The sequence below is a fragment of the Kineococcus radiotolerans SRS30216 = ATCC BAA-149 genome, from assembly GCF_000017305.1.
In the GTDB taxonomy this organism is placed as follows: domain Bacteria; phylum Actinomycetota; class Actinomycetes; order Actinomycetales; family Kineococcaceae; genus Kineococcus; species Kineococcus radiotolerans.
Map to the genome: position 1 here is coordinate 3969555 of NC_009664.2, position 23293 is coordinate 3992847.

Sequence of the window (23293 nt, forward strand, 5' to 3'; positions counted from 1 at the left end):
CGTCACCCCGCAGCACCCAGCACCGTCCAGCGCGCACAGCAGGAGGCACGTCCGATGCAGACGGCAGAGATCCGTCGCCGGTGGCTCGACTTCTTCGAGCGCAAGGAGCACACGGTCGTCCCCAGCGCCTCGCTGGTCTCGAGCGACCCGAGCCTCATGTTCACCGTCGCCGGGATGGTGCCGTTCATCCCGTACCTCACCGCCCAGGTGCCCGCGCCGTACAAGCGCGCCACCAGCGTGCAGAAGTGCCTGCGGACCCTCGACATCGACGAGGTCGGCAAGACCACCCGCCACGGCACGTTCTTCCAGATGAACGGCAACTTCTCCTTCGGGGACTACTTCAAGCGCGAGGCCGTCGCCTTCGCCTGGGAGCTGCTGACCACCCCCGAGGCCGACGGCGGCCTCGGCTTCGACCCCGAGCGGCTGTGGACGACGGTCTACCTCGACGACGACGAGGCGTTCCAGCTGTGGCGCGAGGTCGGGATGCCCGCCGAGCGCATCCAGCGCCGCGGCAAGGCCGACAACTACTGGAACACCGGCCAGCCCGGCCCCGGCGGCCCCTGCTCGGAGATCTACTTCGACCGCGGCCCCGCCTACGGCGCCGAGGGCGGCCCGGAGGCCGACGAGGACCGCTACATCGAGATCTGGAACCTCGTCTTCATGCAGTACCAGCTCTCCGCGGTGCGCACGAAGGTCGACTTCGACGTCGAGGGCGAGCTGCCCGCCAAGAACATCGACACCGGCATGGGGCTGGAGCGGGTCGCGTTCCTCAAGCAGGGCGTCGACAACATGTACGAGATCGACGAGGTCCGCCCCGTCCTCGACAAGGCCGCGGAGCTCTCCGGCCGCCGCTACGGCGCCGTCCACGAGGACGACGTCCGCATGCGCGTCGTGGCCGACCACGTCCGCAGCGCGCTCATGCTCATCGGCGACGGCGTGACCCCCGGCAACGAGGGCGCCGGCTACGTCCTGCGCCGCCTCGTGCGCCGCGCCGTGCGCGCCATGCGCCTGCTCGGCGTCGAGGAACCCGCCCTGCCGCACCTGCTGCCCGCGTCGATGGAGGTCATGAGCGCCTCCTACCCGCAGCTGCGCAGCGACTTCGAGCGCATCTCCGCCGTCGCGTACGCCGAGGAGGACGCCTTCCGGCGCACCCTCGTCTCCGGCACCGCCATCTTCGAGACCGCCGTGGCGCAGACGAAGGCGGCCGGCGGGTCGTCGCTCTCGGGCGAGCGCGCCTTCGCGCTGCACGACACCTACGGCTTCCCCATCGACCTCACCCTGGAGATGGCCGCCGAGGCCGGGGTGGGCGTCGACGAGCCCGGGTTCCGCGCCCTGATGGCCGAGCAGGTCGGGCGCGCCAAGGCCGACGCCAAGGCGAAGAAGACCGGCGGGGTGGACCTCGCGATCTACCGCTCGACGCTGGAGCAGCTGCCCGCCCCCGTCGTCTTCACCGGCTACGAGGCCGCCGCCGGCGAGGCGCGGATCTCCGTCGTCCTGCAGGGCGGGGTCTCCACCCCCTCCGCCCCGGCCGGCACCGACGTCGAGGTCGTCCTGGACCGCACCCCGTTCTACGCCGAGGGCGGTGGGCAGCTCGCCGACCACGGCACCGTCACCACCACCTCCGGCGCGGTCCTCGCCGTGAGCGACGTGCAGCAGCCCGTGCGCGGGCTCTACGTCCACAAGGGCACCGTCACCAGCGGTGAGCTCGTCGCGGGCGACGCCGTGCACGCCGTCGTCGACGCCGGGCGCCGCCGCTCCATCAGCCGCGCCCACACCGCGACCCACCTCGTCCACCAGGTCGTGCGCGAGCACCTCGGCGACACCGCCACCCAGGCCGGGTCGCAGAACGCGCCGGGCCGGATGCGCTTCGACTACCGCTCCACCGCCCAGGTCGCCGGTGACGTCGTGCGCGACATCGAGGCCGTCGTCAACGAGCGCATCCACGACGACCTCGAGGTCTCCGCGGCCGTCATGGACCGCGAGTCGGCGCTGAACTCCGGCGCGATGGCCCTCTTCGGGGAGAAGTACGGCGAGAAGGTCCGCGTCGTCTCCATCGGGGAGGACTGGTCCAAGGAGCTCTGCGGGGGCACCCACACCCTGACCTCGCAGCAGGTCGGGCTGGTCTCCATCGTGTCGGAGTCCTCCATCGGCTCCGGCGCCCGGCGCATCGAGGCCCTCGTCGGCGCCGACGCGTTCGACTTCCTCACCCGCGAGCACCTCCTCGTCAACCAGCTCACCGAGGTCGTCAAGGCCCGCCCCGAGGAGCTGCCCGACCGCATCGGCGCCCTGCTGACCCGGCTCGGCGACGCCGAGAAGGAGATCGCGCGGCTGCGCGGCGGTCAGGTCCTCGCCCTGGCCCCGACGATCGCGGCGAAGCCGGTCGACAAGTTCGGCGTCCGCGTCGTCACCCACGACGCCGGTCCCGTCTCCGCCGACGACCTGCGCACCCTCGTCCTGGACGTGCGCTCCCGCCTCGGCGAGGAGCGCCCCAGCGTCGTCGCCGTCGCCGGGGTCGCCAAGGACCGCCCCGTCGTCGTCGTGGCCACCAACGCCGAGGCGCGCCGCTGGGGCGTCAAGGCCGGTGAGCTGGTCCGCACCGCGGCCAAGACCCTCGGCGGCGGGGGCGGCGGCAAGGACGACCTCGCCCAGGGCGGCGGGCAGGACCCCTCGAAGGTCCCCGCCGCGCTGCAGGGGATCGAGGACTTCGTCGGCGCCCGCGTCACCGGCTCGGTCTGAGGGTCGCCCGTGAGACCGGGGGTCCGACTCGCCGTCGACGTCGGCAGCGTCCGCGTGGGGCTCGCCGCGTGCGACCCTGCGGGGGTGATCGCCTCGCCGGTGCGGACCCTCGTCCGCGACCCCGGGCACGACGCCGACGTCGCCGAGATCGCCGCGGAGGCGCGGGCGCGGGGCGCGGTGGAGATCGTCCTGGGCCTGCCGCTGTCCCTGGACGGTTCCGAGGGGCCGGCGGCCTTGCGCGCGCTCGACTACGCCGACAAGATCGTCCGCAGCGTCCCGGAGGTGCCCGTCCGACTCGTCGACGAGCGGCTGAGCACCGTCGGCGCGCACCGGGCGCTGCACGCCGCGGGTCTGAAGGAGAAGCAGTTCCGCGCCGTGGTCGACCAGGCCGCCGCGGTCGTGCTGCTCCAGGCGACCCTGGACGCGGAGCGCACCGGCCACGCCCCCGGACGGGTGGTGGCCGGGCCGAAGGGCCGACGCAAGGCCCGTCACCGCGGGCAGGGTGGGACCGGCACGGAACAGCAGGCGGACGCGGGAGGGCGGGCACGTCCCCACGCCACGGAGGGCAAGGGCTGATGATGGACCTGATGGATCTACCCGACACCCGCTCGGCCGGCGCGCGGCAGCGACGTCGCGTGCGCCGCCGCCGCGCCCTCGTCGCGCTCGTCGCGGCCCTCGCCGTCGTCGGCGGCGGGACCTGGGCCGCCTGGGGCACCCTCGGCCCCGTCGTCGCCCGCGTCACCGAGAGCGACGACTGGGACGGCGCCGGCACCGGCAGCGTCGACGTCAAGGTCTCCGCCGGCGACACCGGCCGCGCCATCGCGCGCACCCTCGTCGAGGCCGGGGTGGTGAAGACGCAGAGCGCCTTCGTGTCCGCCGCGGCCGCCCAGCCCGGGGCGGCCGGCATCCAGCCGGGCACCTACCGGCTCAAGGAGCGCATGTCGGCCGCCGCCGCCGTCGCCCTCCTCCTCGACCCCGCCGCGAAGGTCACCAGCCGGCTCACCGTCCCCGAGGGGCTGCGGGCCGAGCAGGTCTTCGCCCTCATCGAGCAGAACACCCCCATCACCGGCGAGCAGGTCCGCGCGGCCCTCGCGGACCCGGCCGCGCTGGGGCTGCCCGCCGCCGCCGGCGGCAACGTCGAGGGCTACCTCTTCCCCGCCACCTACGACGTCGACCCCGACGAGACGGCCGTCGAGCTGCTCGGCGCGATGGTCGCCCAGACCGGCAAGGTCCTCGACAGCCTGGGCGTCGCCCCCGAGCAGGTCCGCGACGTCGTCGTGAAGGCGAGCATCGCGCAGAAGGAGGCCCGCTCCGCCGAGGACATGGCCAAGGTGACGCGCGTCCTGGAGAACCGCCTCGCCGACGGGATGAACCTGCAGCTGGACTCCACCGTCAGCTACGCCGTCGGCTCCTCCAACGTCGTCACGACCACCGCCGAGCAGCGCGCCACCGACTCGCCGTGGAACACCTACCGCAACCCCGGTCTGCCCGCCGGCCCCATCAGCAACCCCGGCGAGGACGCCCTGCGCGCCGCGGTGTCCCCCGCCGAGGGGCCCTGGCTGTTCTTCGTCACGGTCGACCTCGCCACGGGGGAGACCCGCTTCGCGACGACCGCGGCCGAGCACCAGGCCAACGTCCTGCTCTTCCAGCGGTACCTGCGGGAGCACCCCGAGGGGCAGTGAGAACCACGCGATGAAGGCTGCCGTGTGCGGTTCCCCCATCCAGCACTCGCTGTCGCCGGCCCTGCACCGCGCCGCCTACGCGGCGCTCGGCCTGGACGGGTGGAGCTACGACCTCCTGGAGGTCGACGAGGAGCGCCTGCCCTCCGTCGTCGGCGCCCTCGACGCCACCTGGGCCGGGCTCAGCCTGACCATGCCCCTGAAGCAGGCCGTCGTGCCGCTGGTCGACGAGGTCAGCGATTTCGCCCGCGCCGTCGGCTCCGTGAACACCGTCGTCGTCACCCCCCGCCTGGACCGGCGCAACACCCCCGGCCGGCGGGGGGTCCGCCTGCGCGCCGAGAACACCGACGTCATCGGGCTGGTCACCGCGCTCGCCGAGGCCGGTGCGGACCGGGTCCGGCGTGGGGTCGTCCTGGGCGGGGGAGCGACCGCCCGCTCCGCCGTCGTCGCGCTCCTGCAGGCCGGCTGCCCCCGCCCCGTCGTCGTGGTCCGGTCCCCCGACCGGGCCGTGGAGCTCAAGGGCGTCGCCGCCCGCCTCGGCGGCGAGGTCGAGGTCCGCGACTGGTCCGAGCTGCCCGTCGCGCTGTCCGCCGACGTCGTCGTCTCCACCGTCCCCATCGGCGGATCCGACGCGATGGCCGACGCCGTGCTGGGCGCCTTCCGCCCCGTGTGGTGGCCGCTGCTGCTGGACGTCGTCTACGCCCCCTGGCCCACGCCCCTCGCCCAGCGCTGGGGCGGGACCGTCGTCGGCGGGTTCGAGATGCTGCTGCACCAGGCCGTCGCGCAGGTCGAGCTCATGACCGGGCGCGCGGGGCCGGTCGAGGCCATGCGCGCCGCGGGGTTGGCGGCGCTGCGCAAGCGGGCCCGCGCCTGACGGTGCTGCCGCGGGGTGGACGCTGCCACCACCCGGTTCGATAGCACCACGCCGAGTCCGTTCCCCGCCGCCCGGCTACGCCTCAAGGGCGACGCACCCTCGGAGGTGCCGCCTCGGCCTCGGTGCAACCGTCTGCACCGACGGGGAGCGGGCACCGTCGCGGGGGCGTCGTCCCGGCCCGGGCTGCGGGACGGCCTCAGCGGTGGAGGAGGTCCACGATCGTCGTGCTGGTGGTGTCGTCGTAGGTGACCGTGCCGCCGGTGAACGTCTGGCGCACCCCGTTCGCCCGCACCTGCTGCTCAGCCGTCGGCCAGCCGAGCAGACCCGTCTCCCAACCCCGGTCCTTCCACGCGCCGAGCACCTCGGGGGACAGGACGGCGTAGGTCCCCGCAGCGCTCGAGGCCACCACGCCGTTCTCGAAGGAGGTCACGGTGCCCCTGTCCCACTGCTCCTCGGCGATCAGCGGGTACCCCAGCGCTCCGCGCTCCCACCCGTCGGCCGCGAAGCGGTTCAGCACGGCGCCGTGCAACGCGACGACCGCTCCCGCCGAGGAGTCGGTGGCGGGCGCGCGGTACACCAGGCCGCCCTGGAACCGCTGCACCGCCCCGCCCCGGTCGAGATCGATCGCCTCGCTCGAGGGGTAGCCGAGCCAACCCTTCTCCCAGCCCAGCCGGGCCCAGCCGTCCCTAAGGCTTCCGGAGACGACCTGCGCCCCGGTCGCTGACGACCAGTAGACGGATCCGTGTTCGAAGTGGGTGAACGCACCGCCCGCCAGGGCCGTCTCCGAGGTGGTCGGGAAGCCCAGGTCCCCGGTCTCCCACCCCGCCGCCGCGTATCGGCCCAGGATCGCTCCCCGCACGGCACGAGCCGTGGTGCGGCCGTCCTGCAGGTAGACCAGGCCCCCGGTGAAGTGCTGCACGACGCCACCGGCGACGGCGTCGGCGTCAGAGGTGGGGAAGCCCAGCCAACCGTGTTCCCAGCCCCCGTCCGCGTAGGCGCCCAGGATCGGCCCCTCCACCACGTGAGCCCCGCTCGCGGAGGTCCAGTACACGTTGCCGTGCTCGAAGACGGACACCGCTCCGCCGCGCAGCGCCACCTCGTCGGTGACGGGCCAGCCGAGTCGGCCCTCCTGGGCCTCCAGCTCCTGGTAGCGGCCGAGGATCGCACCCTTGACGGTGCGCTTCACCCCGCCGCGGTTGTACAGGACGCTCCCGTCGGGCTGCGGCGTCGCTGCCTGCGGGACACCCGGGACGATGACGATCGTCGGCTCCGCCCGTGCTGAGGCGGGGACGGCGGCAGCCCCCACCAGAGCGCTGGCGCAGCCGACGGCGGCGGCCAGGCGCAGCACCCCGCGGCGCCGGGTGGTGGTCGAGATGTCGTGTCGCAAGGGGTCTCCTCCGGGATGGTGCTGACCCCAGGAACGTCGGCCAGCCCGTGCCCCACCTGATGCGGTGTCACCCGTTGCGCTCAAGCGGCCCACGTCGCGGGCCGTGCGTCCGGGTGCCGGCCGCGTTCGTCCGGCTGGGGGACCACGGTCAAGGTCGGTCCTTCCGCTCCCGATGGATCCCTGGAGCGCTGGACGTCAGCGCTCTGTTGTCGTGTCCTGCCAGGGCGCGCGGAGGGAGCGAGATGGGCAACACCGGTCAGGGCGACCAGTCCCCCGTGGGGGCTTACGTCCCGGTGAACATGCGAGGGGGAGCGGACGGCGTGCCGTCGGCACGTCCGAACATCACCGCTCTCCTCAAGCAGCTCGAGACCGACCAGGCCGTGATCGCCGCCCCGTCGCCCGAGCCCGTCGGGATGCGGCTGGAGCCGCTCGGGGAGGAGGCGCCGCGGCACTCCTCCGCGCCCGTGGCGCCGGTCCTGGCCGCCCCCGTGGTGGCGCCGGTCGTGGCCCGGCTGGCGCCTGAACCCGCCGTCCAGGCTACGGAGACGGCAGCGCTCGTCACCACCGGCGGCGACCACGACCGCGGCCCCACCGTCCGGGTCAATGATGTGCTGATCCGCGCGCTGGAGCTCGGGGCCTCCGACATCCACCTCACCGTGGGGACCCACCCCTCCGCCCGGGTCTCCGGCGAGGTCGAGCCCATGGACGAGTTCCCCCGGATGACCACCAACGTGCTGCAGGAGATGATCTACGCGATCCTCACGCAGAAGCAGCGCGAGACCTTCGAGGCCAACCTCGAGCTCGACTTCGCCTACCAGGTCCCCGGGCACTCGCGCTTCCGCGTCAACGTGTACCGCCAGCGCGAGTCGACCGGTGCGGCCTTCCGCCAGATCCCCTTCGAGATCAAACCCCTCGAGGACCTCGGCGTCCCGCCGGTCGTGGGGTCCTTCGCGGGTCTGCAGCGCGGGTTCGTCCTGGTCACCGGTCCCACCGGTTCGGGCAAGTCGACAACGCTCGCCTCGGTCGTCGACCTCGCGAACCGGACCCGCAGGGACCACATCATGACCGTGGAGGACCCCATCGAGTTCCTGCACCGGCACAAGAGCTGCATCGTCAACCAGCGCGAGGTCGGGGAGGACACCAAGTCCTTCGCCAACGCACTGAAGAGCGTGCTGCGCCAGGACCCCGACATCATCCTCGTCGGCGAGATGCGCGACCTCGAGACGATCTCGGTGGCGCTGACCGCCGCCGAGACCGGTCACCTCGTCTTCGGCACCCTGCACACCTCCAGCGCCGCCTCCACGATCGACCGCGTCATCGACGTCTTCCCGCCCCACCAGCAGACCCAGATCCGCGCCCAGTTCGCCGGCGCGATCCAGGGCATCGTCTGCCAGACCCTCTGCAAGCGCGCCGACGGCCGTGGTCGCGTCGTCGCCACCGAGGTCCTCGTCGCCACCCCCGCCATCCGCAACCTCATCCGCGAGGGCAAGACCCACCAGATCGGCACCGCCATGCAGGCCGGCGCCCAGTTCGGGATGCACACCCTCGACCAGCACCTGGCCGAGCTCGTCAAGACCCGCCAGATCACGTTCGAACACGGCCTGGAGAAGTGCCACGCCGCCGACGAGTTCCGCCGCCTCACCGGGCGCTGAGAGAGGACAGATCGATGGCAACCGCTATCAAGGCGCCGGCACGTTCGGGGCACACGACCTTCGAGTACTCCGCCCGCGACAGGTCGGGCAAGCTCGTCAAGGGCGTCCTCGAGGCCAGCGACAGCAGTGCGGTCCTGGGCCGCCTCAAGAGCCAAGGCCTCGCCCCGGTCTCGGTGGAGGCGTCCAAGGCGGGCAAGGGCATGCAGATGGAGATCGCGCTACCCGGGTCCAACAGGGTCGGGCTGAAGGATCTCGCACTGATGTCGCGTCAGTTCGCGACGATGGTCTCCTCCGGGCTCTCGCTCATCAGGGCGCTCTCGATCCTGGCCGAGCAGGCGGAGAGCAAGAAGCTCGCGGCCACCCTCGGAGAGGTACGTGCCGAGGTCGAGACGGGTGCTTCCCTCTCCACGACCTTGGCGAAGCACGACCGCATCTTCCCCCCGTTGATGATCAACATGATCCGGGCCGGCGAGGTGGGCGGTTTCCTGGACCAGGTGCTGGTCCAGATCGCCGACAACTTCGAGTCGGAGGTGAAGCTCAAAGCCAAGGTGAAGTCGGCGATGACCTACCCGGTGGTCGTCTTCATCATCGCCATCCTCGCCGTCGTCGGGATGCTCCTGTTCATCGTCCCGGTCTTCACCCAGATGTTCTCCGACCTCGGCGGCAAGCTGCCGCTACCGACGCAGATCCTCGTCTACCTCTCCACCGCCATGAAGTGGGGCGCGCCTTTCGGTGTCGTCGCCCTCGTCGTCGGGTCGATCGTCTGGAACCGTGTCAGGAACAAGGACGAGGTCCGCAACATTGTCGACCCCGTCAAGCTGAAGATGCCAATTTTCGGCTCGTTGACGCAGAAGATCGCCCTGAGCAGGTTCACTCGGAACCTCGGGACCATGCTGCGTTCTGGTGTTCCCATCCTGCAGAGCCTGGAGATCGTCGGCAACGCGGCGGGCAACGTGGTCATCAGGCGAGCAGCCATCGACGTCATGGAGAGCGTCCGCTCGGGGCGATCCCTCGCTGGACCGCTGGCCGAGCACAAGGTGTTCCCGGCGATGGTCGTGCAGATGATGAGCGTCGGGGAGGACACCGGTGCCCTCGACTCCATGCTGCATAAGATCTCCGACTTCTACGACCAGGAGGTCGAGGCCACCACGGACGCCCTCACCAGCCTGATCGAGCCGCTGATGATCGCCGTCCTCGGCGGCATCATCGGCTCCATGATCATTGCGCTGTACATGCCGATCTTCGGTGTTTTCAACCTCATCAGCTGAGCACCTCGTCAGGTACCGGCACGGCCGGTGAGCGGATCCGCTCACCGGCCGTGCCTCTCGTGCGTCAGGGGTGTTCGGCCTTCCGGGTGATCGCCTGCACTCGATGCTCAAGCTCGCTGCGACGGCAGCCGAAGTACTGAGTACAAGAGCCGCCACACCGGACACTCGGTGCGCGAACCGCGAGCGGCTCCAGGTTCTCACGAAGGGGAGCATCGAATGCTCGCTCGCATCCGCAAGTCGATCGAGGACAAGGACCAGGGCTTCACCCTGATCGAGCTCCTCGTTGTCATGATCATCATCGGCATCCTCGCGGCCATCGCCATCCCGGTCTTCCTGTCGCAGCGCGCCAAGGCGCGCGAGACCTCGGCGAAGTCCGACGTCTCGGTCATCGGCAAGGAGCTCGCGGCCTACTACGTCGACGGGACCGGCGCCCTCACGGCTGCCGGCAACCAGACCAGCGGGTGGACGCTCGCCGGCGGCACGCCCTCCGTGACCGTGGCCAGCGGCAAGCTGAGCCCCGGCAACAAGGTGCTGGTCAGCACCATCACCAGCCCGACCACCTACTGCGTCATCGTCAAGAGCGGCTTCGCCGCTGACGGTTCCGGTACGTCCACGGACGCCGCGTGGCGCTTCAACCAGGACGGGATCGCCAAGAGCGAGACCTGCTGACACGCGTGAAGTGAGGAGGGGGCGGCGAATGCCGCCCCCTTCGTGCGCTCTGCCGGACGGCCCACCAGGAGGAACCGTGAGCAAGGACCAGCACGGAGATCACGGGTTCACCCTCGTCGAGCTCCTCGTCGTCATGGTCGTCATCGGGATCCTCGCGGCGATCGCCGTGCCCATCTTCACGTCACAGCGCGCAGCTGCGCGCGACACGGCGGTCAAGCAGGACGTCACCGCCTTCGGCAAAGAAGTCGCGGCCTACTTCGTGGACGGCACCGGGGTTCTGGGCGTCCCCGACGCGACCTCCCGGCCGGGGTACCTGGTGCTGACCGACGACGCCAGGCCGAGCTACGTCATCACCGTCAGGTTGAGTGCGGGGACGCGGCTGGCGGCGCCCCCCGTCGTCCTCGACGCGACGCACTGGTGCGTGGCCCTCACCAATGACGCGGGACGGCAGAAGACCTACAACTACGCCACCAGCGGCGGCTCCTCGGGACTCGGGTCGGGTCCGTGCTGAACGCCCACCGCACCACGACGCCGCGATCCCAGGAGACGCACATGCACGCTGAAGAGGACCTCGAGGCCGGATTCTCCCTCTTGGAGACCGTCATCGCGATGGTCATCGCGGGCATCCTCGCTCTCGCGGTCGCCGGCGTCCTGGTGAACGCCATGCGGCTCAGCACGGCCAACGCGGACCGAACGGTAGCGGCCAACATCGCGGCCGGTGAGATCGAAGCGCTTCGTGCACAACGGGCGATCGACCTGACAGACGGTCGGAGCACCAAGAACGCCACCGGCGCGGACGGAACCGTCTACTCGGTGACGACCGAGACGGCACTCCTGCAGAGCAGCAGCGACGACTCGGTGTGCAGCGCTTCGGGCAACGGCCGCATCGCTTTCAAGCGGTTGCGCGTCATCGTCGACTGGGCTAATCGCGGAACGACGCAGCCGGTCCAGATCGACACCACCAAGGCCCTGGGGGTCGGTGCCGGCGGCTTGGACGCCCGGAGAGGGGTCATCGCCATCGCGGTCAAGGGCGGCAGCAACCAGGCAGTGGCCGGGATCCCCGTGAACCTCAACCCTTCGGGCTTGACGGTGACCACGGGGGCCGACGGGTGCGCGGTGTTCCCGAACCTGGTGACCACGTCCAGCTACACGGCGTCGATGTCCGTGCCCGGCTACGTCGGTACCGCAGCCACCCAGACCGTGACGACCAACCCCATCGGCGTCTTCGCCAACCAGGTCACCCGGCTCACCGTCCGGTACGACCGGGGCGGTTCGATCCGGCTCGCAGCAGATGCACCTGCCGGTTCAGCCGTGCCGAATAACCTCACCGCCACCGTGAAGTACAACAGCTGGCCCACCAAGCAGTTGTCCGCCTGCACCGGGAGCAACACGCCGTGCTTGGCCGGAGGGGTGGTCAGCGGACTCTTCCCGGATTCGGCGAGCACGTACTCGATGTGGGCCGGCACCTGTGATCTGGCCGCTCCGGTCTCCCCGGCCACAGCTGACGCGGACTTCGTCGATGTCGACGCGGTGAAGGACCTCGACGTTCCGCTCGGTGCAGCGGTCGTCAAGGTGAAGAACGGTGCTGACGTCGTCCAGCCCGGCGCCACGCTGTACGTGAGACCGGCACCGGCCAACAACGGCGGATGCCTGGGGGCGGAGTCTCAGTACACGTTCGTGACGGCGGCCACGGGCGTCGCGGTCGTGGCCCTCCCTCCCGGACCGTGGCAGCTCTCCACCAGACCGGACTTCAGTTCGCCGTCCGCGGTGACGATCACTGCACGACAGACGACGGCGGAGACGGTGGTGCGGAGATGATGCGTGTGTGGCAGCGACGTGATGCCGGGATCACCTTGGTGGAGCTCCTGGTGGGGATGTCCATCACCGGTCTGGTGCTGGCGATGCTGGCTGCTGTGACGATCGGTTCGATGAGATCCACCTCCAAGGTGAGCAGCAAGAACGACGTCAACAACGACGCGCGAACCGCAGTCTCGACCATGACCCAGGCTCTGCGGGTCGCACAGCCGATCCTCCTGGTGGATGGCGGTGGTAATCCGGTCAAGATCAACGGGAGATCCGTGAACCAGGCGTTGGAGGTGGCCACCTCCGCGTCTCTGACCTTCTACGCCAGCATGGCTGCCAGCGTGCCGAGTCCCGCCATCGCCGCCGACCCCCCGCCGACACGTGTGACCTACGCGTACAACACCAGCCGCAGGTGCCTCGCGGAGACGACCGTTCCGGGTACCCCGGCGATGAACGCCGCCAACCAGCGCTACTACCGGTTCACCGCCGCACCCACCACCAGATGTCTCGCGTTCGGCACGGTCAACGTGGACGGTAGTGCCTTGTTCAGCTACTCGACTCTGCCCGAAGCGACGGCGAGCATGACGGCTCAGTACGCGTCGCCGACGGCCGTGTCCGCCGCGGGCGCTGGAATCGCCGCCGCACAACTGGCATCGGTTCGCCAGGTCAACATCCACCTGGTCCTCAGTGCTGTCAGCGGGGCAGCCAGCTCCACCACGGGTGTGAACTCGTCCGTCACCCTCGTCAACACCCTCGCCAAAGGAAGCCGCTGATGTCCGCTCGCCTGCGCCGCCGTGTCGATGGCGACGAGGGGGCTGCGCTCGTCCTCGTGCTGGGGACGATGGTCATCCTCACGATGTTCGCGCTGACCTCCCTGGGTCTCGTGATGGGGGCCATGAAGCCCACGCGCGTCGACCAGGACTCCAAGCGGGCGTTCGCCGCAGCCCAGGCCGGTGTGGACGACTTCATCGCCCGTTCCAACAGCAACGACACCTACTACAAGAACGTGGCCACGGACACGAGCAACCTGGCGATCGCCCCCACTCCGGCAGCACCGCGGGGTGCGACGGTGCCCGGTTCGAGGGTCAACGACCAGACCTTCCGTTACCGGATGCTCAGCTCCGTGACCGAAGTCGCGCAGACGGGAACGATCCGTCTAGAGGTGACTGGGTACGCCACCAACAAGTCCGACGTAGTCAGTCGCAAGGTCATCGCCAACCTCAGGCCCGACAGCTTCCTCAACTATATCTACGTCACGAACTACGAAGTGCAGGACCCGGAGTTGTACGCCAATCGACTGGGTCTCTTCTACGCTACGCTGAACAATCAGCTCTACCTCTTCTACGCGAACCCCTACCAGGTCAAGACGCAGTGCCAGGACTACTACTACGGTAATCGGAAGAATGCGCGCTGGCGGGTCAACCCGACCAACCCAAACACGAGTCTGTGGCGGGTGCCGGCGAACAGCAATGGTACTCCGATCGCCGGCGTCAACCCCTCGGAGTACACGGGTGGATCGTTCTCGGGGAACGTCTACGATTTCAACTGCCAAGAGATCCAGTGGACCGGTGGTGACATCGTGCAAGGTCCGCTCCACTCCAACGACGCCCTGCAGATCAACGGGGCGGTGCGCTTCCAGGACATCAAGACGGAGACGTCGTGGAACACGAACCCGGCCAATGGTCACCTGTGGTGGGGTGGGTACACGAACGATCTCCCCGACAACCAGCCCGTCTACGAGGCGCCCCTGGTCATGCCGAGCGACAACAGCGAGCTCCAAACGGTGGCGACCACCAGCGACGGCTGCACCTACAGCGGGGCCACCCGGATCACGCTCGTGGGCAACAAAATGCAGGTGTGGAGCCCCGGGACGACGGTCGCCGCGGCCAATGCCAACGGAGCGACCTGCCTCTCCTCCAACCGGACCGACCTCCTCAACGTCCCCAAGGTGATCTTCGTCAAGGATCGAGCCACCTCTTGCTCCCCCGGAGTCGTCAACGGGACGACCGGGGTGGGGTTCCCCCTCACAGCTCTGGGTGAGAACCCCACTTACGGCAGGTACAACCCCGACTTCAGTTGCGACAAGGGTGACGTGTATGTCCAGGGCACGTTCTCGGGGGCCACGACCATCGCCGCCTCCCACGACGTGGTCATCACCGGTGACATCCGCTACGCGTCGGGCGTGACCGGCACCGACGTTCTGGGGCTCATCGCCAACCGCAACGCCTGGGTCTACCACCCGGTGGACGGGTCCGGTGAGAACTTGAGCGGCTTCACGCCGGTGTACAACATCAACGCGGCCATCCTGACGTTGCAGAACAGCTTCCTGGTCCAGAACTACGATCTGGGCGACAACCTGTCACCGACGAACGCCGTGGCCACGAAGCTCAACGTCGTCGGATCCATCGCCCAGCAGTTTCGTGGGCCAGTCGGCACGGGCGGCAGTCCGGGAACCGGGTACCTGAAGAACTACGTCTGGGACTCCCGTCTACCGGCCAACCCCCCTCCGTTCTTCATCAAGCCGGTGTCCTCGCCCTGGTACCTCGAGAAATTGACCGACTCGTGACCGGTTTGGCCGTTGCGTGCGGAGTGGTCGGTGTCCTGGTCGGATCCTTCCTCAACGTCGTGGTGCACCGAGTGCCGTCGGGTGAGTCGGTGGTGGCTCCTGCCAGCCGCTGTCCTGTGTGCGGACACGCGATCCGGCGTCGTGACAACGTGCCGATCCTGTCCTGGTTGTTCTTGCGGGGACGGTGCCGGGACTGCGGCGCACCCGTCAGCGTCCGCTACCCCCTCGTCGAGGGGGGGACGGGACTGGTGTTCGCCGTGGTCGCCCTGCGCGTTGGACCCGTTGAAGCCCTGCCGGCTTACCTGTACCTGGCGGCTTTGGCCGTCGCCCTGGCGTTGATCGACGTGGACGTCCACCGACTGCCCGACGCGATCGTCAAGCCGGCCTACCCCGTCTCGCTGCTGCTCCTGGTCACCGCAACCGCCTTGACCGGGGAGTGGAGTCGATACGTTCACGGCCTGATCGGCGGTGCCGGGCTCCTGCTGCTGTACTTCCTGCTTTACCAGCTGTGGCCGGGTGGCATGGGGTTCGGCGACGTCAAGCTCGCCGGTGTTCTCGGCCTGTACCTTGGGTGGTGGGGGTGGGAAGCGCTCGTCGTGGGCGCCTTCGCGGCCTTCCTCCTCGGCGGCATCGTCGGCGTGGGTGTGCTGCTCACGCGTCGGGGCGGCCGCAAGAGCCGCATACCCTTCGGGCCCTTCATGCTCGCCGGCGCCTGGCTGGCGCTCCTCTTCGCGCAGCCCGTCGTCGACTGGTACCTCTCGCTCTTCGGCATCACGCCATCCGCGTGACCCCGGCGGAATCGACGACTCGACGCTCAAGGCGGTCTCGATCGGCTCCGATGATCTCAGTGAACATCTCGAAGGATCCAGCCTGGAACAGGCTCACAACCACAAGGAGGCGACGTGCCCGGACGAACCGCTATCGGGCTCGACATCGGTACGTCGGGTGTGCGCGCCGCAGAACTGTCGTACGGGCGCGACGGCATCACGCTTGAGAAGTTCGGGCAGGTGGCCCTGCCCGAGGGCGCCGTCCGAGACGGTGAGGTCGTCGAGCGCGCCGTGGTGGCCGACGCCATCCGGGCACTGTGGAAGGGGAGCGGGTTCTCCGGCCGGAAGGTCTCCCTGGGGGTCGCCAACCAGCGCGTCGTCGTCCGGCAGGTCGACCTCCCGTGGATGTCGACCGCAGAGTTGAAGGCTTCCCTGCCCCTGCACGTGCAGGACTACCTGCCGATGCCGGTCGCTGACGCCATCCTCGACTTCCACGTCACAGAAGAGCTGCAGGACGGCGAAGCCCGCGGGCTGCGCGGGCTGCTGGTCGCCGCTGCTCGTGACATGGTGATGTCGAACGTCGGTGCGGTCCAGGCTGCCGGGCTGCGCTCGGTCTCGGTCGACCTCACGTCCTTCGCCGTCCTGCGCAGCGTCGGCAGGCCGCAGTCCGAAGTGGCGACCGAAGCCTTGCTCGACATCGGGGCGCGCGTGTCCAACCTGGTGATCCACTCTGCGGGTCAACCACGCTTCGTCCGTGTCCTCCTCTCTGGGGGGCAGGACGTCACGGATGCGATCGCGGAACGGATCGGAGTGCCCTCAGCATTCGCCGAGGCGGTGAAGCGGGGTTCCGCGGCCGACTTGAACGACACGGACGGTCACCTGGCTCAGAGCGCCATCGACCTCATGCTGGAGGTCTTCGTCGATGAGATCCGCAGCTCGCTCGACTACTACGGTGCATCCACCCCCCAGTTCCCCGTTGAGCGCATCGTCGTATCCGGCGGGGGTTCGATGCTCACCGGCATCGTCGCCAAGCTCGAGGCGATCACCCGCCGCCCCGTGGTTCTGGGGAACCCCATCTCGGCCCTCCACATCGGTCGGACCGGCCTCGACCCCGATCAGCTGCTGACGGTTCAGCCGCTCGCCGCCGTGCCGGTCGGTCTCGCCCTCGGAGGGATCTCATGAGCTTCCAGACCTTGGAGGCGGTCGCGACACGTACCGCCGTCGTGCGGGTGAACCTCCTCCCCCCCGAGTTCGAGGAGGCGCGAAGAGCTCGTCGACTGCAGATCGGCCTCGGGGCCTGTCTGATCACCGTCGTGGCGGCGGCCGCGGGGGCCTACGGCGTCACCGCGGGGCACGTCGCTGATGCGCAGTCCGCCCTCGAAGCCGAGCAGTCACGAACCGCCGGCCTCCAGGCGGCTCAAGCTCCCTACGCCGAGGTGCCCAAGGTCGAAGCGCAGCTGCGGGACGCTCAGGCCGTCGCCGAGTCGGTGGCTGCTCACGACATTCCGTGGTACAGCTACGTCGATCAGCTGGCCACCAACGCCCCTGCCGAGCTGTCCCTGACCTCGTTGACCTTCGCCGTCAACGACACCAGTGCGGGCACGAGCGCCACCGGCACCGACCCCCTGGCTGTGACCGGTGTGGGAACACTGTCGGTGACGGGGCAGACGAAGTCCCAGGACAAGGTGGCGGGGTGGCTGGAGTCAATCGGGACCATCGGGGGACTCGCCAACCCCACGCTCACCAACAGCGCGTACGACGCGAGCTCGGGCGTCGTCACCTTCACGTCGGGGGCGACGGTCACCGAGGCCGCCCTGTTGACCGAGCAGTGAGCCGAGACAGGACAGGAGGTCCGACGACATGAGCACATCCAGGAACACCGTCTTGATCGCCGGCACCGGCGCTCTCGCGCTGCTCGTGCTGGTAGCCAGCTACTTCCTCCTCGTGGCGCCCAAGCGCGCCGAGGCCGCTGACCTGGCCACCCAGAGGGTCTACGCGAAGGAGAAGAACGCCGGGATCGAGCAGCAGACCCGGCAGTTGCAGTCCCAGTTCGAGAGCATCGGCGACAAGCGGGCTCAGCTCGCGGCCATCCGCTCGACCCTTCCAGCCGCGGCGGACGTCCCGGCGCTCCTGCGCCAGCTCGAAGGGTACGCGAACACCGCGGGTGTGGTGTTGACCGGCGTCACGCCCGGCACCCCTGAAGTCTTCGGGTCCGCCACGGACGCTGCGACGGCACAGGCTTCCGGGCCCCAGGTCGTGGACATCCCCCTGACGATCACCACCTCCGGCTCGTTCTCCCAGACCGAGCTGTTCATCAAGTCCACGCAGGCGGACATGCAGCGGTTCTTCCTCGTCGAGAACCTGGCCCTGAACGCCGGTGACGCTTCGACGAGCGGGGTGGTGTCCACGACCCTGACCGGCAAGATCTTCGTCCTGCAAGCCGATGCGGTGACGCCGAGCGAGTCCACCACCCAGTCCGCGGGGACCACCGCGGTGCCCACGGGAGCGAGTGCCCAATGAGCGAGCAGTTGTCCGACGTGGATGCCGAGGCGAGAACTCGCGTCATCGACGGCGCGGTGCTCCGCAAATTGCTCGTCGGTGTCGCCGGCGCTGCGGTGATCGGCGGAGGTGCTCTCGGTTTCCTGTGGCTGAGCAGCGTGCCGGGCGCCGATGCGGAAGCGAGCGCGCTCACGGGTGTCCCCAGCGTTCCGAGCGCCGACGCGACCCCGCCACGCCCGGCCGGTCCGATCGGTTTCAGCGTGGGCGGGAGGGACATCTTCGCCGCCACCGTCGCGCCGTCCGTGAACTCCGACCTGCCGGTCGAGGGGGTTTCCGGGTCGTCCGCGGTCATCCCCACGTCCTCCACCCCCAGCGTCGTCGTGACGGCCGTGCCCACCGCGGTGATCCCTCGCGCAGCGTCCTCCGCGGGGAACGTCGCTGGTGGTGGGACGATCAGCACGAGTGCTCCCAGTGCTCCCAGCGTTTCAGCGGTGACGAGTCCAGTCGCCGCCGTCCCGGTTCCCGGCCCGTCCCGTTCCACGGCACCCGCCTGGGAAGCGCCCGCGGTGGGGTTCGTCACCGGGAACGCCGATTACGGCGTCTTCGATCTCGACGGGAAGCGGGTGACGGTCCTGACGGGTCAGCTCATCTACCCGTTGTCCGTCCGCTACCAAGGGGTCGTCGTGGTCGAGACCCCAACCCCCACCCCCACCCCCACGCCCACGTCGACCGCGAAAGACTCCTCGGTGCTCGGCAAGTTCACCTCGGAGAACAATCCGGCGACGGGTTGGCTCGTCCCGTCGAACCTCGAAAAGCCGACGCAGTTGCCCGCGGCCGCACTCGGCAAGGTCTCCGGTCAAGTGCGCCTCAACGGCGTCCTGCGTGACCAGTACTGGGTTCGCGTCGACCGGCAGGACGACGTCCTGATGACGGCGGGAACGGCTGTGGGGACGACCGGACTCACGCTCACGGGTGCCAGCGACAAGCGGGTTCCGTACGCCGGCGCCATCTTCACGGACGGCGTGGGCAACGTCTACTTCGGCTCGATGGGTGAAAGGGAGTCCGACGGTGTTCTCTACTGACAACACGCGACGTGGTCGCCGGTCCGTGGTGGCGCTGGTGCTGGCCGGTGCGGCGGTCCTCACGGCCGGCGGGTCCGCCGCCGCAGGGACCCCCGTGACCGCCCACCGCACCTACGGGGCCGACCGGTACGCCACGGCCGCCTACCTCGAGAACTACGCCTCCCGCGACACCGCCTACATCGTCACGGGTGAGAAGTTCGCGGACGGTGTCACGGCCGGCGCGCTTGCCGGGCAGCCGGGATCCAACCTCTTCCTGACGTCGCGCGGACAGCTGCCCGACGCCGTGCGCAAGGTCATCGGCTACTACCGCAACGTCGTGGTGGTCGGTGGTGCCGATGTCGTCTCCGCCGATGTCGTGACGTGGTTGCAGCAGAACACCCGGGCGCGCATCACCCGGGTGGAGGGCAGGGACCGTTACGAAACGGCAACCCGCTTGTCCGCGACCGCGTTCTCGCCGGGTGTGTCCAACGTGCTCGTGGCCACGGGGCTCGACTACGCGGACGCTCTCTCCGCCTCCGCCGTCGCGGCGACCACAGGCGTACCCGTCCTGACCGTTCCCGGCACGTCCATCCCCGAAAGCACCCGTCTGGAGCTGCTGCGCCTGGCCCCGCAGCGGATCACCGTCCTCGGCGGCGAGGCATCGGTGAGCCGCGACGTGGCCGTCGACCTCCAGCAGTTCACCGGGGGGCCGGTCGAGCGCATCTACGGCGATGACCGCTACCAGACCGCCGTCGCGGTCAGCAAGCGGTTCTTCGGGCCAGGGGTCCCGTTCGTGCAGTTGGCTTCAGGGACGAGCTGGCCCGACGCCATCGCCGCGGGTGCCAAGGCCGGCAGGAACGCCTCGCCGCTCCTGCTGACCCCGCGCTCCTGCGTCCCCCAGTTCGTGAACCTGGAGATCGAACGGTTGCGCACCCGCGATCTCCAGGCGGTGGGTGGGGACGCCTCGTACTCCCAGGCCGCGGCCAAGCGCACGTCGTGCGAGGCGGGCCCGAAAACCTACCTGGACGAGCTGGCCGCGCCGACGGGCAACGCGAGGTTCCTCGGGGGCAACGTCACGATGGCGGGGGTCTTCTACCCGCGCACCGTGGCGTTCTCGACGTACGCCCCGACGAACTCCTCGCAGGAGCTCCCCAACGGGGAGTACCGGACCTGGAGCCTCGGCGCGAAGCGTTCACGCTTCACCACGGTCGTCGGCATCGCCGATGGCACGACGTCGGGCCTGCGGTCCAGGGTCCAGGTCTACGGCGATGAGCGCCCCCTGGGGACCTACGAGGTGTCCGTCGGCAACCCGGCTGTGATCGACCTGGACGTCCGCGGGGTGGACAACCTCAAGGTGGTGACGACGTCGTCCGCGCGGTCAGCGTCCGACGAAGACGGCGCGACAGTCTTCCTGGGTGACGCCGCCGTCAACTGACGCTCACCACGACGAGGCCCGCACCCCACCCGGGGTGCGGGCCTCGCGCGTTGCCGGGCCTACGATGGCCGCGACCGAGCACCCCGTCCCCGCGCCCCAGGAGCTTCACCCGTGATCGTCCTCGTCGGCTTCATGGGCGCCGGCAAGACGACCGTGGGCCGTCTCCTCGCGACCCGCCTCGGACTCCCGTTCGTCGATACCGACCACGTGGTCGAGGCTCGCGCGGGCCGTCCGGTCCGGGAGATCTTCACCACCGACGGCGAGGCGACCTTCCGCGACCTCGAGCAGGCCGCCGTCGAGGAGGTCCTCGCCGGCCCGCAGGCCGTGGTGTCGCTGGGCGGCGGGGCCTGCGGGCGGGAGGCGACCCGCGAGGTCCTGCGCGAGCACGTGGTCGTCCACCTCGACGTCTCCCTGCCCGAGGTGAGGCGGCGGACCGCCGGTGACGTCTCCCGCCCGGTGCTGCGACGGCCCGGTCTCGAGGAGCTGCACGCCGCCCGCCGGACCGTCTTCCACGAGATCGCCGACGTCGAGGTCCCCACCGACGGGCGCAGAGCCGAGGACGTCGCCGGTGGGGTCTTCGACGCGGTCGCGGGTCGCCTGGCTCAGCCCGAGAACGGGGCCCGGGACGCGCCGCTGCGCGCACCGGGTCGTCCCGAGGCGGGGATTCCCGCCGCAGACGGCGCACCGGCCGGTGCGTCGAACGACCTCGCGGAGGACAGATGACCACCCCGACCACGAACCCTGGACCCGTCCGCATCGCCGTCGACGGGGAAGCCCCCTACGACGTCCTCATCGGCCGCGGCCTGCTGGGGGAACTGCGCGGGATGCTGGGCCCGAGGGTCGCGAAGGTCCTCATCGTGCACCCGCGGGCGCTGCGCAGCACCGGCGAGGCGGTGCGCGACGACCTGATCGCTCAGGGTCTCGAAGCGATCCTGGCCGAGGTCCCCGACGGCGAGGAGGCGAAGTCAGCGGAGGTCGCCGCGTTCTGCTGGACGGTGCTGGGGCAGTCGGACTTCACCCGCTCCGATGCCGTCGTCGGGGTCGGCGGGGGGGCGGTCACCGACCTCGCCGGGTTCGTGGCGGCCACCTGGCTGCGGGGGGTCCGCGTGGTCCAGGTCCCGACGACGCTGCTGGCGATGGTCGACGCGGCCGTCGGCGGCAAGACGGGCATCAACACGGCGGAGGGCAAGAACCTTGTCGGCTCGTTCCACCCGCCGGCGGGGGTGCTCTGCGACCTCGACGCCCTCGACACCCTGCCGCTGCACGACCTGCGGGCCGGGCTGGCTGAGGTCGTGAAGTGCGGTTTCATCGCCGACCCGCGGATCCTCGAGCTCGTCGAGGCCGACGTCGCCGCGGCCACCGACCCTCGCTCGCCGGTGCTGGCCGAGCTCGTCGAGCGCGCCGTGCGCGTGAAGGCCCGGGTGGTGGGGGAGGACCTCAAGGAGTCCGACCTGCGCGAGATCCTCAACTACGGGCACACCTTCGCCCACGCCGTGGAGCTCGTCGAGCGCTACCAGTGGCGCCACGGCGCGGCCGTCAGCGTCGGCCTCGTCTACGTCGCCGAGCTGGCCCGGATGGCCGGGCGGCTGTCCGACGCGGACGCCGACCGGCACCGGTCCGTCCTGCGGTCCCTGGGCCTGCCCACGACCTACCGCGGGGACCGGTGGCCGCAGCTGCTCGACGCGATGAAGCGGGACAAGAAGGCCCGGGGCGCGCTGCTGCGGTTCGTCGTCCTCGACGGGATCGGCAAGCCCTCCCGCTTGGAGGGCCCCGACCCCGCGATGCTGCAGGCCGCCTACGCCGAGATCAGCGCGGAGTGACTCAGGCGCAGGGAGTCGTCGAGATCCCCGCGCTGGAGGAGTAGTACCAGGCGTCGCCCTCGCCGTCGGCGTCACGGCCGCCGATGCAGTAGCCGACGGCGTCAGCGGCGAGGATGACGACCTCGCTCTGTGGTGCGGCGATGCCGAGGGCGAGGGGATCGGTGGTGTACGTGCCGTGGGCCATCGCGTAGTTCTCCTCGGCCATCGCCACGGCCTGCACGTCCTCCTTGACCTGCACGTCCGCCGCCTTCGAACGCTGGTCCAGGAAGACGGGGATGGCCACAGCCCCGACGATCCCCAGGACCGGCAGCACGAGCAGGACACAGCCGATGGCGATGAGGACCTTGGCCCAGGTGGGCACCGGGGTGCGCTGGACGGGCTGTCGGAACGCGGGGGCGGGGACGGGCGGGGCCGGCGGGGTGCGTGGCGGTGGGGGAGCGGCGAAGAAGTCGGCGTTCGGGTCGAACGAGGACATGGAACCTCCCGGGTCTCCCCAGGTGCTTCGGTGCGTCCTCGGTCCACCTCCAGCCCGCTCACCCGGGCGGACGAAGCCCTCTGGGTGACCCTTCAGCCGCAGGGGGTGTCGGAGACCCCGCGGCCGGGCGAGTAGTAGCGCACGACCCCGCCCGTGACACCGGTGCCCTTCAGGCAGAAGTCGCTCCCCGTGGCCGACAGGACGTCCACGTGGCTGATCGTCTTGGGGATGCTGAGCGCGTCGAAGTCGGTGCCGTAGGTCCCGTTCAGCTTCAGGTACGACGCCTCGCCCGCCGCGACGTTCTCCAGATCGGCCGTGACCGCGGAGATGTCCTTGGCGTGCACCTGGTCCATCACCACGGGGTAGCCGTACTTCACCCCGATCGCGCCGACGACGAGCACGGTGGCCCACGTCACGAGCGTCTTGACCGGGTCACGCCCGGCCCTCCGGGGCACGGCTTCGGTGCGCGGCACGCTGAACGGGCTGGTGTTGCCGGGGTTGAACACGGGCCGCCCGCCGGACTGCGCGTAGAACGAGTCGCCACCACCGGCGCGGGGATCGCGCATCCGGGTCACCTCCCTGGTCACGATCTCCATCGGCGG

The 23293-nt window shown here is 70.1% G+C and carries 22 protein-coding genes; 19 read left to right on the forward strand and 3 right to left on the reverse strand.

The window, feature by feature from the left end:
• Nucleotides 1-54 precede the first annotated feature (54 nt).
• The 4 genes from alaS to KRAD_RS18895 are packed head-to-tail and all read left to right on the forward strand — an operon-like array spanning nt 55 to nt 5289.
• Complete coding sequence (gene alaS / locus KRAD_RS18880) at nt 55-2736, forward strand: alanine--tRNA ligase (protein ID WP_012087256.1); 2682 nt, start codon at nt 55-57, stop codon at nt 2734-2736.
• A gap of 9 nt (nt 2737-2745) precedes the next feature.
• Nucleotides 2746-3312 carry a Holliday junction resolvase RuvX gene (gene ruvX / locus KRAD_RS18885; protein ID WP_012087257.1) on the forward strand — a complete coding sequence of 189 codons (567 nt, stop codon included), beginning with the start codon at nt 2746-2748 and terminating at the stop codon, nt 3310-3312.
• 11 nt (nt 3313-3323) lie between these two features.
• Complete coding sequence (mltG, locus tag KRAD_RS18890; RefSeq protein ID WP_157873648.1) at nt 3324-4418, forward strand: endolytic transglycosylase MltG; 1095 nt, start codon at nt 3324-3326, stop codon at nt 4416-4418.
• A 10-nt stretch (nt 4419-4428) separates the two neighbouring features.
• Complete coding sequence (locus KRAD_RS18895; protein WP_012087259.1) at nt 4429-5289, forward strand: shikimate dehydrogenase; 861 nt, start codon at nt 4429-4431, stop codon at nt 5287-5289.
• 196 nt (nt 5290-5485) lie between these two features.
• On the opposite strand, the gene KRAD_RS24585 is transcribed toward KRAD_RS18895, so the two are convergent.
• Complete coding sequence (locus tag KRAD_RS24585; RefSeq protein WP_012087260.1) at nt 5486-6676, reverse strand: LGFP repeat-containing protein; 1191 nt, start codon at nt 6674-6676, stop codon at nt 5486-5488.
• A gap of 320 nt (nt 6677-6996) precedes the next feature.
• Between KRAD_RS24585 and KRAD_RS18905 the strand changes: the two genes are divergently transcribed.
• The 15 genes from KRAD_RS18905 (at nt 6997) to aroB (ending at nt 22216) form a co-directional block, all read left to right on the forward strand.
• Complete coding sequence (locus KRAD_RS18905; RefSeq protein WP_203417612.1) at nt 6997-8328, forward strand: type IV pilus twitching motility protein PilT; 1332 nt, start codon at nt 6997-6999, stop codon at nt 8326-8328.
• A gap of 14 nt (nt 8329-8342) precedes the next feature.
• A complete protein-coding gene (locus KRAD_RS18910) occupies nt 8343-9596 on the forward strand; it encodes a type II secretion system F family protein (protein WP_012087262.1) in 1254 nt (417 codons plus the stop codon).
• A 216-nt stretch (nt 9597-9812) separates the two neighbouring features.
• The gene (locus tag KRAD_RS25210) at nt 9813-10265 is read left to right on the forward strand and encodes a prepilin-type N-terminal cleavage/methylation domain-containing protein (protein ID WP_012087263.1); all 453 of its coding nucleotides are present in this window, start codon (nt 9813-9815) and stop codon (nt 10263-10265) included.
• 76 nt (nt 10266-10341) lie between these two features.
• The gene (locus KRAD_RS24590) at nt 10342-10776 is read left to right on the forward strand and encodes a prepilin-type N-terminal cleavage/methylation domain-containing protein (protein WP_049821287.1); all 435 of its coding nucleotides are present in this window, start codon (nt 10342-10344) and stop codon (nt 10774-10776) included.
• Nucleotides 10770-12083: a type IV pilus modification PilV family protein gene (locus KRAD_RS26160; protein ID WP_012087265.1), complete on the forward strand. Its 1314-nt coding sequence runs from the start codon at nt 10770-10772 to the stop codon at nt 12081-12083. The genes KRAD_RS24590 and KRAD_RS26160 overlap by 7 nt, the downstream gene beginning before the upstream one ends.
• Nucleotides 12083-12841, forward strand: coding sequence for a PilW family protein (locus KRAD_RS18930; RefSeq protein ID WP_275263108.1), 759 nt, complete (start codon nt 12083-12085; stop codon nt 12839-12841). Before KRAD_RS26160 ends, KRAD_RS18930 begins: the two co-directional genes overlap by 1 nt.
• Entirely contained in the window at nt 12841-14634 is a 1794-nt protein-coding gene (locus KRAD_RS18935; protein WP_012087267.1) for a pilus assembly PilX family protein, read from the forward strand. The genes KRAD_RS18930 and KRAD_RS18935 overlap by 1 nt, the downstream gene beginning before the upstream one ends.
• 23 nt (nt 14635-14657) lie before the next feature.
• Nucleotides 14658-15422 (forward strand): prepilin peptidase, encoded by a 765-nt coding sequence (locus KRAD_RS18940; protein ID WP_275263109.1) that lies wholly within the window; start codon nt 14658-14660, stop codon nt 15420-15422.
• Between the two features lie 114 nt (nt 15423-15536).
• On the forward strand, nt 15537-16583 hold the full coding sequence (pilM, locus tag KRAD_RS18945; RefSeq protein ID WP_012087270.1) for a type IV pilus assembly protein PilM: 1047 nt from the start codon (nt 15537-15539) through the stop codon (nt 16581-16583).
• Entirely contained in the window at nt 16580-17233 is a 654-nt protein-coding gene (locus tag KRAD_RS24595) for a PilN domain-containing protein (RefSeq protein WP_012087271.1), read from the forward strand. The genes pilM and KRAD_RS24595 overlap by 4 nt, the downstream gene beginning before the upstream one ends.
• A gap of 28 nt (nt 17234-17261) precedes the next feature.
• Complete coding sequence (gene pilO / locus KRAD_RS18955) at nt 17262-17921, forward strand: type 4a pilus biogenesis protein PilO (RefSeq protein ID WP_012087272.1); 660 nt, start codon at nt 17262-17264, stop codon at nt 17919-17921.
• Entirely contained in the window at nt 17918-18982 is a 1065-nt protein-coding gene (locus tag KRAD_RS18960; RefSeq protein ID WP_012087273.1) for a hypothetical protein, read from the forward strand. The genes pilO and KRAD_RS18960 overlap by 4 nt, the downstream gene beginning before the upstream one ends.
• A complete protein-coding gene (locus KRAD_RS18965; protein WP_012087274.1) occupies nt 18969-20396 on the forward strand; it encodes a cell wall-binding repeat-containing protein in 1428 nt (475 codons plus the stop codon). Before KRAD_RS18960 ends, KRAD_RS18965 begins: the two co-directional genes overlap by 14 nt.
• Before the next feature lie 111 nt (nt 20397-20507).
• The gene (locus KRAD_RS18970) at nt 20508-21119 is read left to right on the forward strand and encodes a shikimate kinase (protein WP_012087275.1); all 612 of its coding nucleotides are present in this window, start codon (nt 20508-20510) and stop codon (nt 21117-21119) included.
• Nucleotides 21116-22216, forward strand: a complete 1101-nt coding sequence (gene aroB, locus KRAD_RS18975) for a 3-dehydroquinate synthase (RefSeq protein ID WP_012087276.1) — start codon at nt 21116-21118, stop codon at nt 22214-22216. The genes KRAD_RS18970 and aroB overlap by 4 nt, the downstream gene beginning before the upstream one ends.
• A gap of 1 nt (nt 22217) precedes the next feature.
• On the opposite strand, the gene KRAD_RS18980 is transcribed toward aroB, so the two are convergent.
• Together KRAD_RS18980 and KRAD_RS18985 are read right to left on the reverse strand one after the other, a co-directional pair.
• A complete protein-coding gene (locus tag KRAD_RS18980; protein ID WP_012087277.1) occupies nt 22218-22691 on the reverse strand; it encodes a type IV pilin protein in 474 nt (157 codons plus the stop codon).
• A 92-nt stretch (nt 22692-22783) separates the two neighbouring features.
• Nucleotides 22784-23257 carry a hypothetical protein gene (locus KRAD_RS18985; protein ID WP_012087278.1) on the reverse strand — a complete coding sequence of 158 codons (474 nt, stop codon included), beginning with the start codon at nt 23255-23257 and terminating at the stop codon, nt 22784-22786.
• Nucleotides 23258-23293 lie beyond the last annotated feature (36 nt).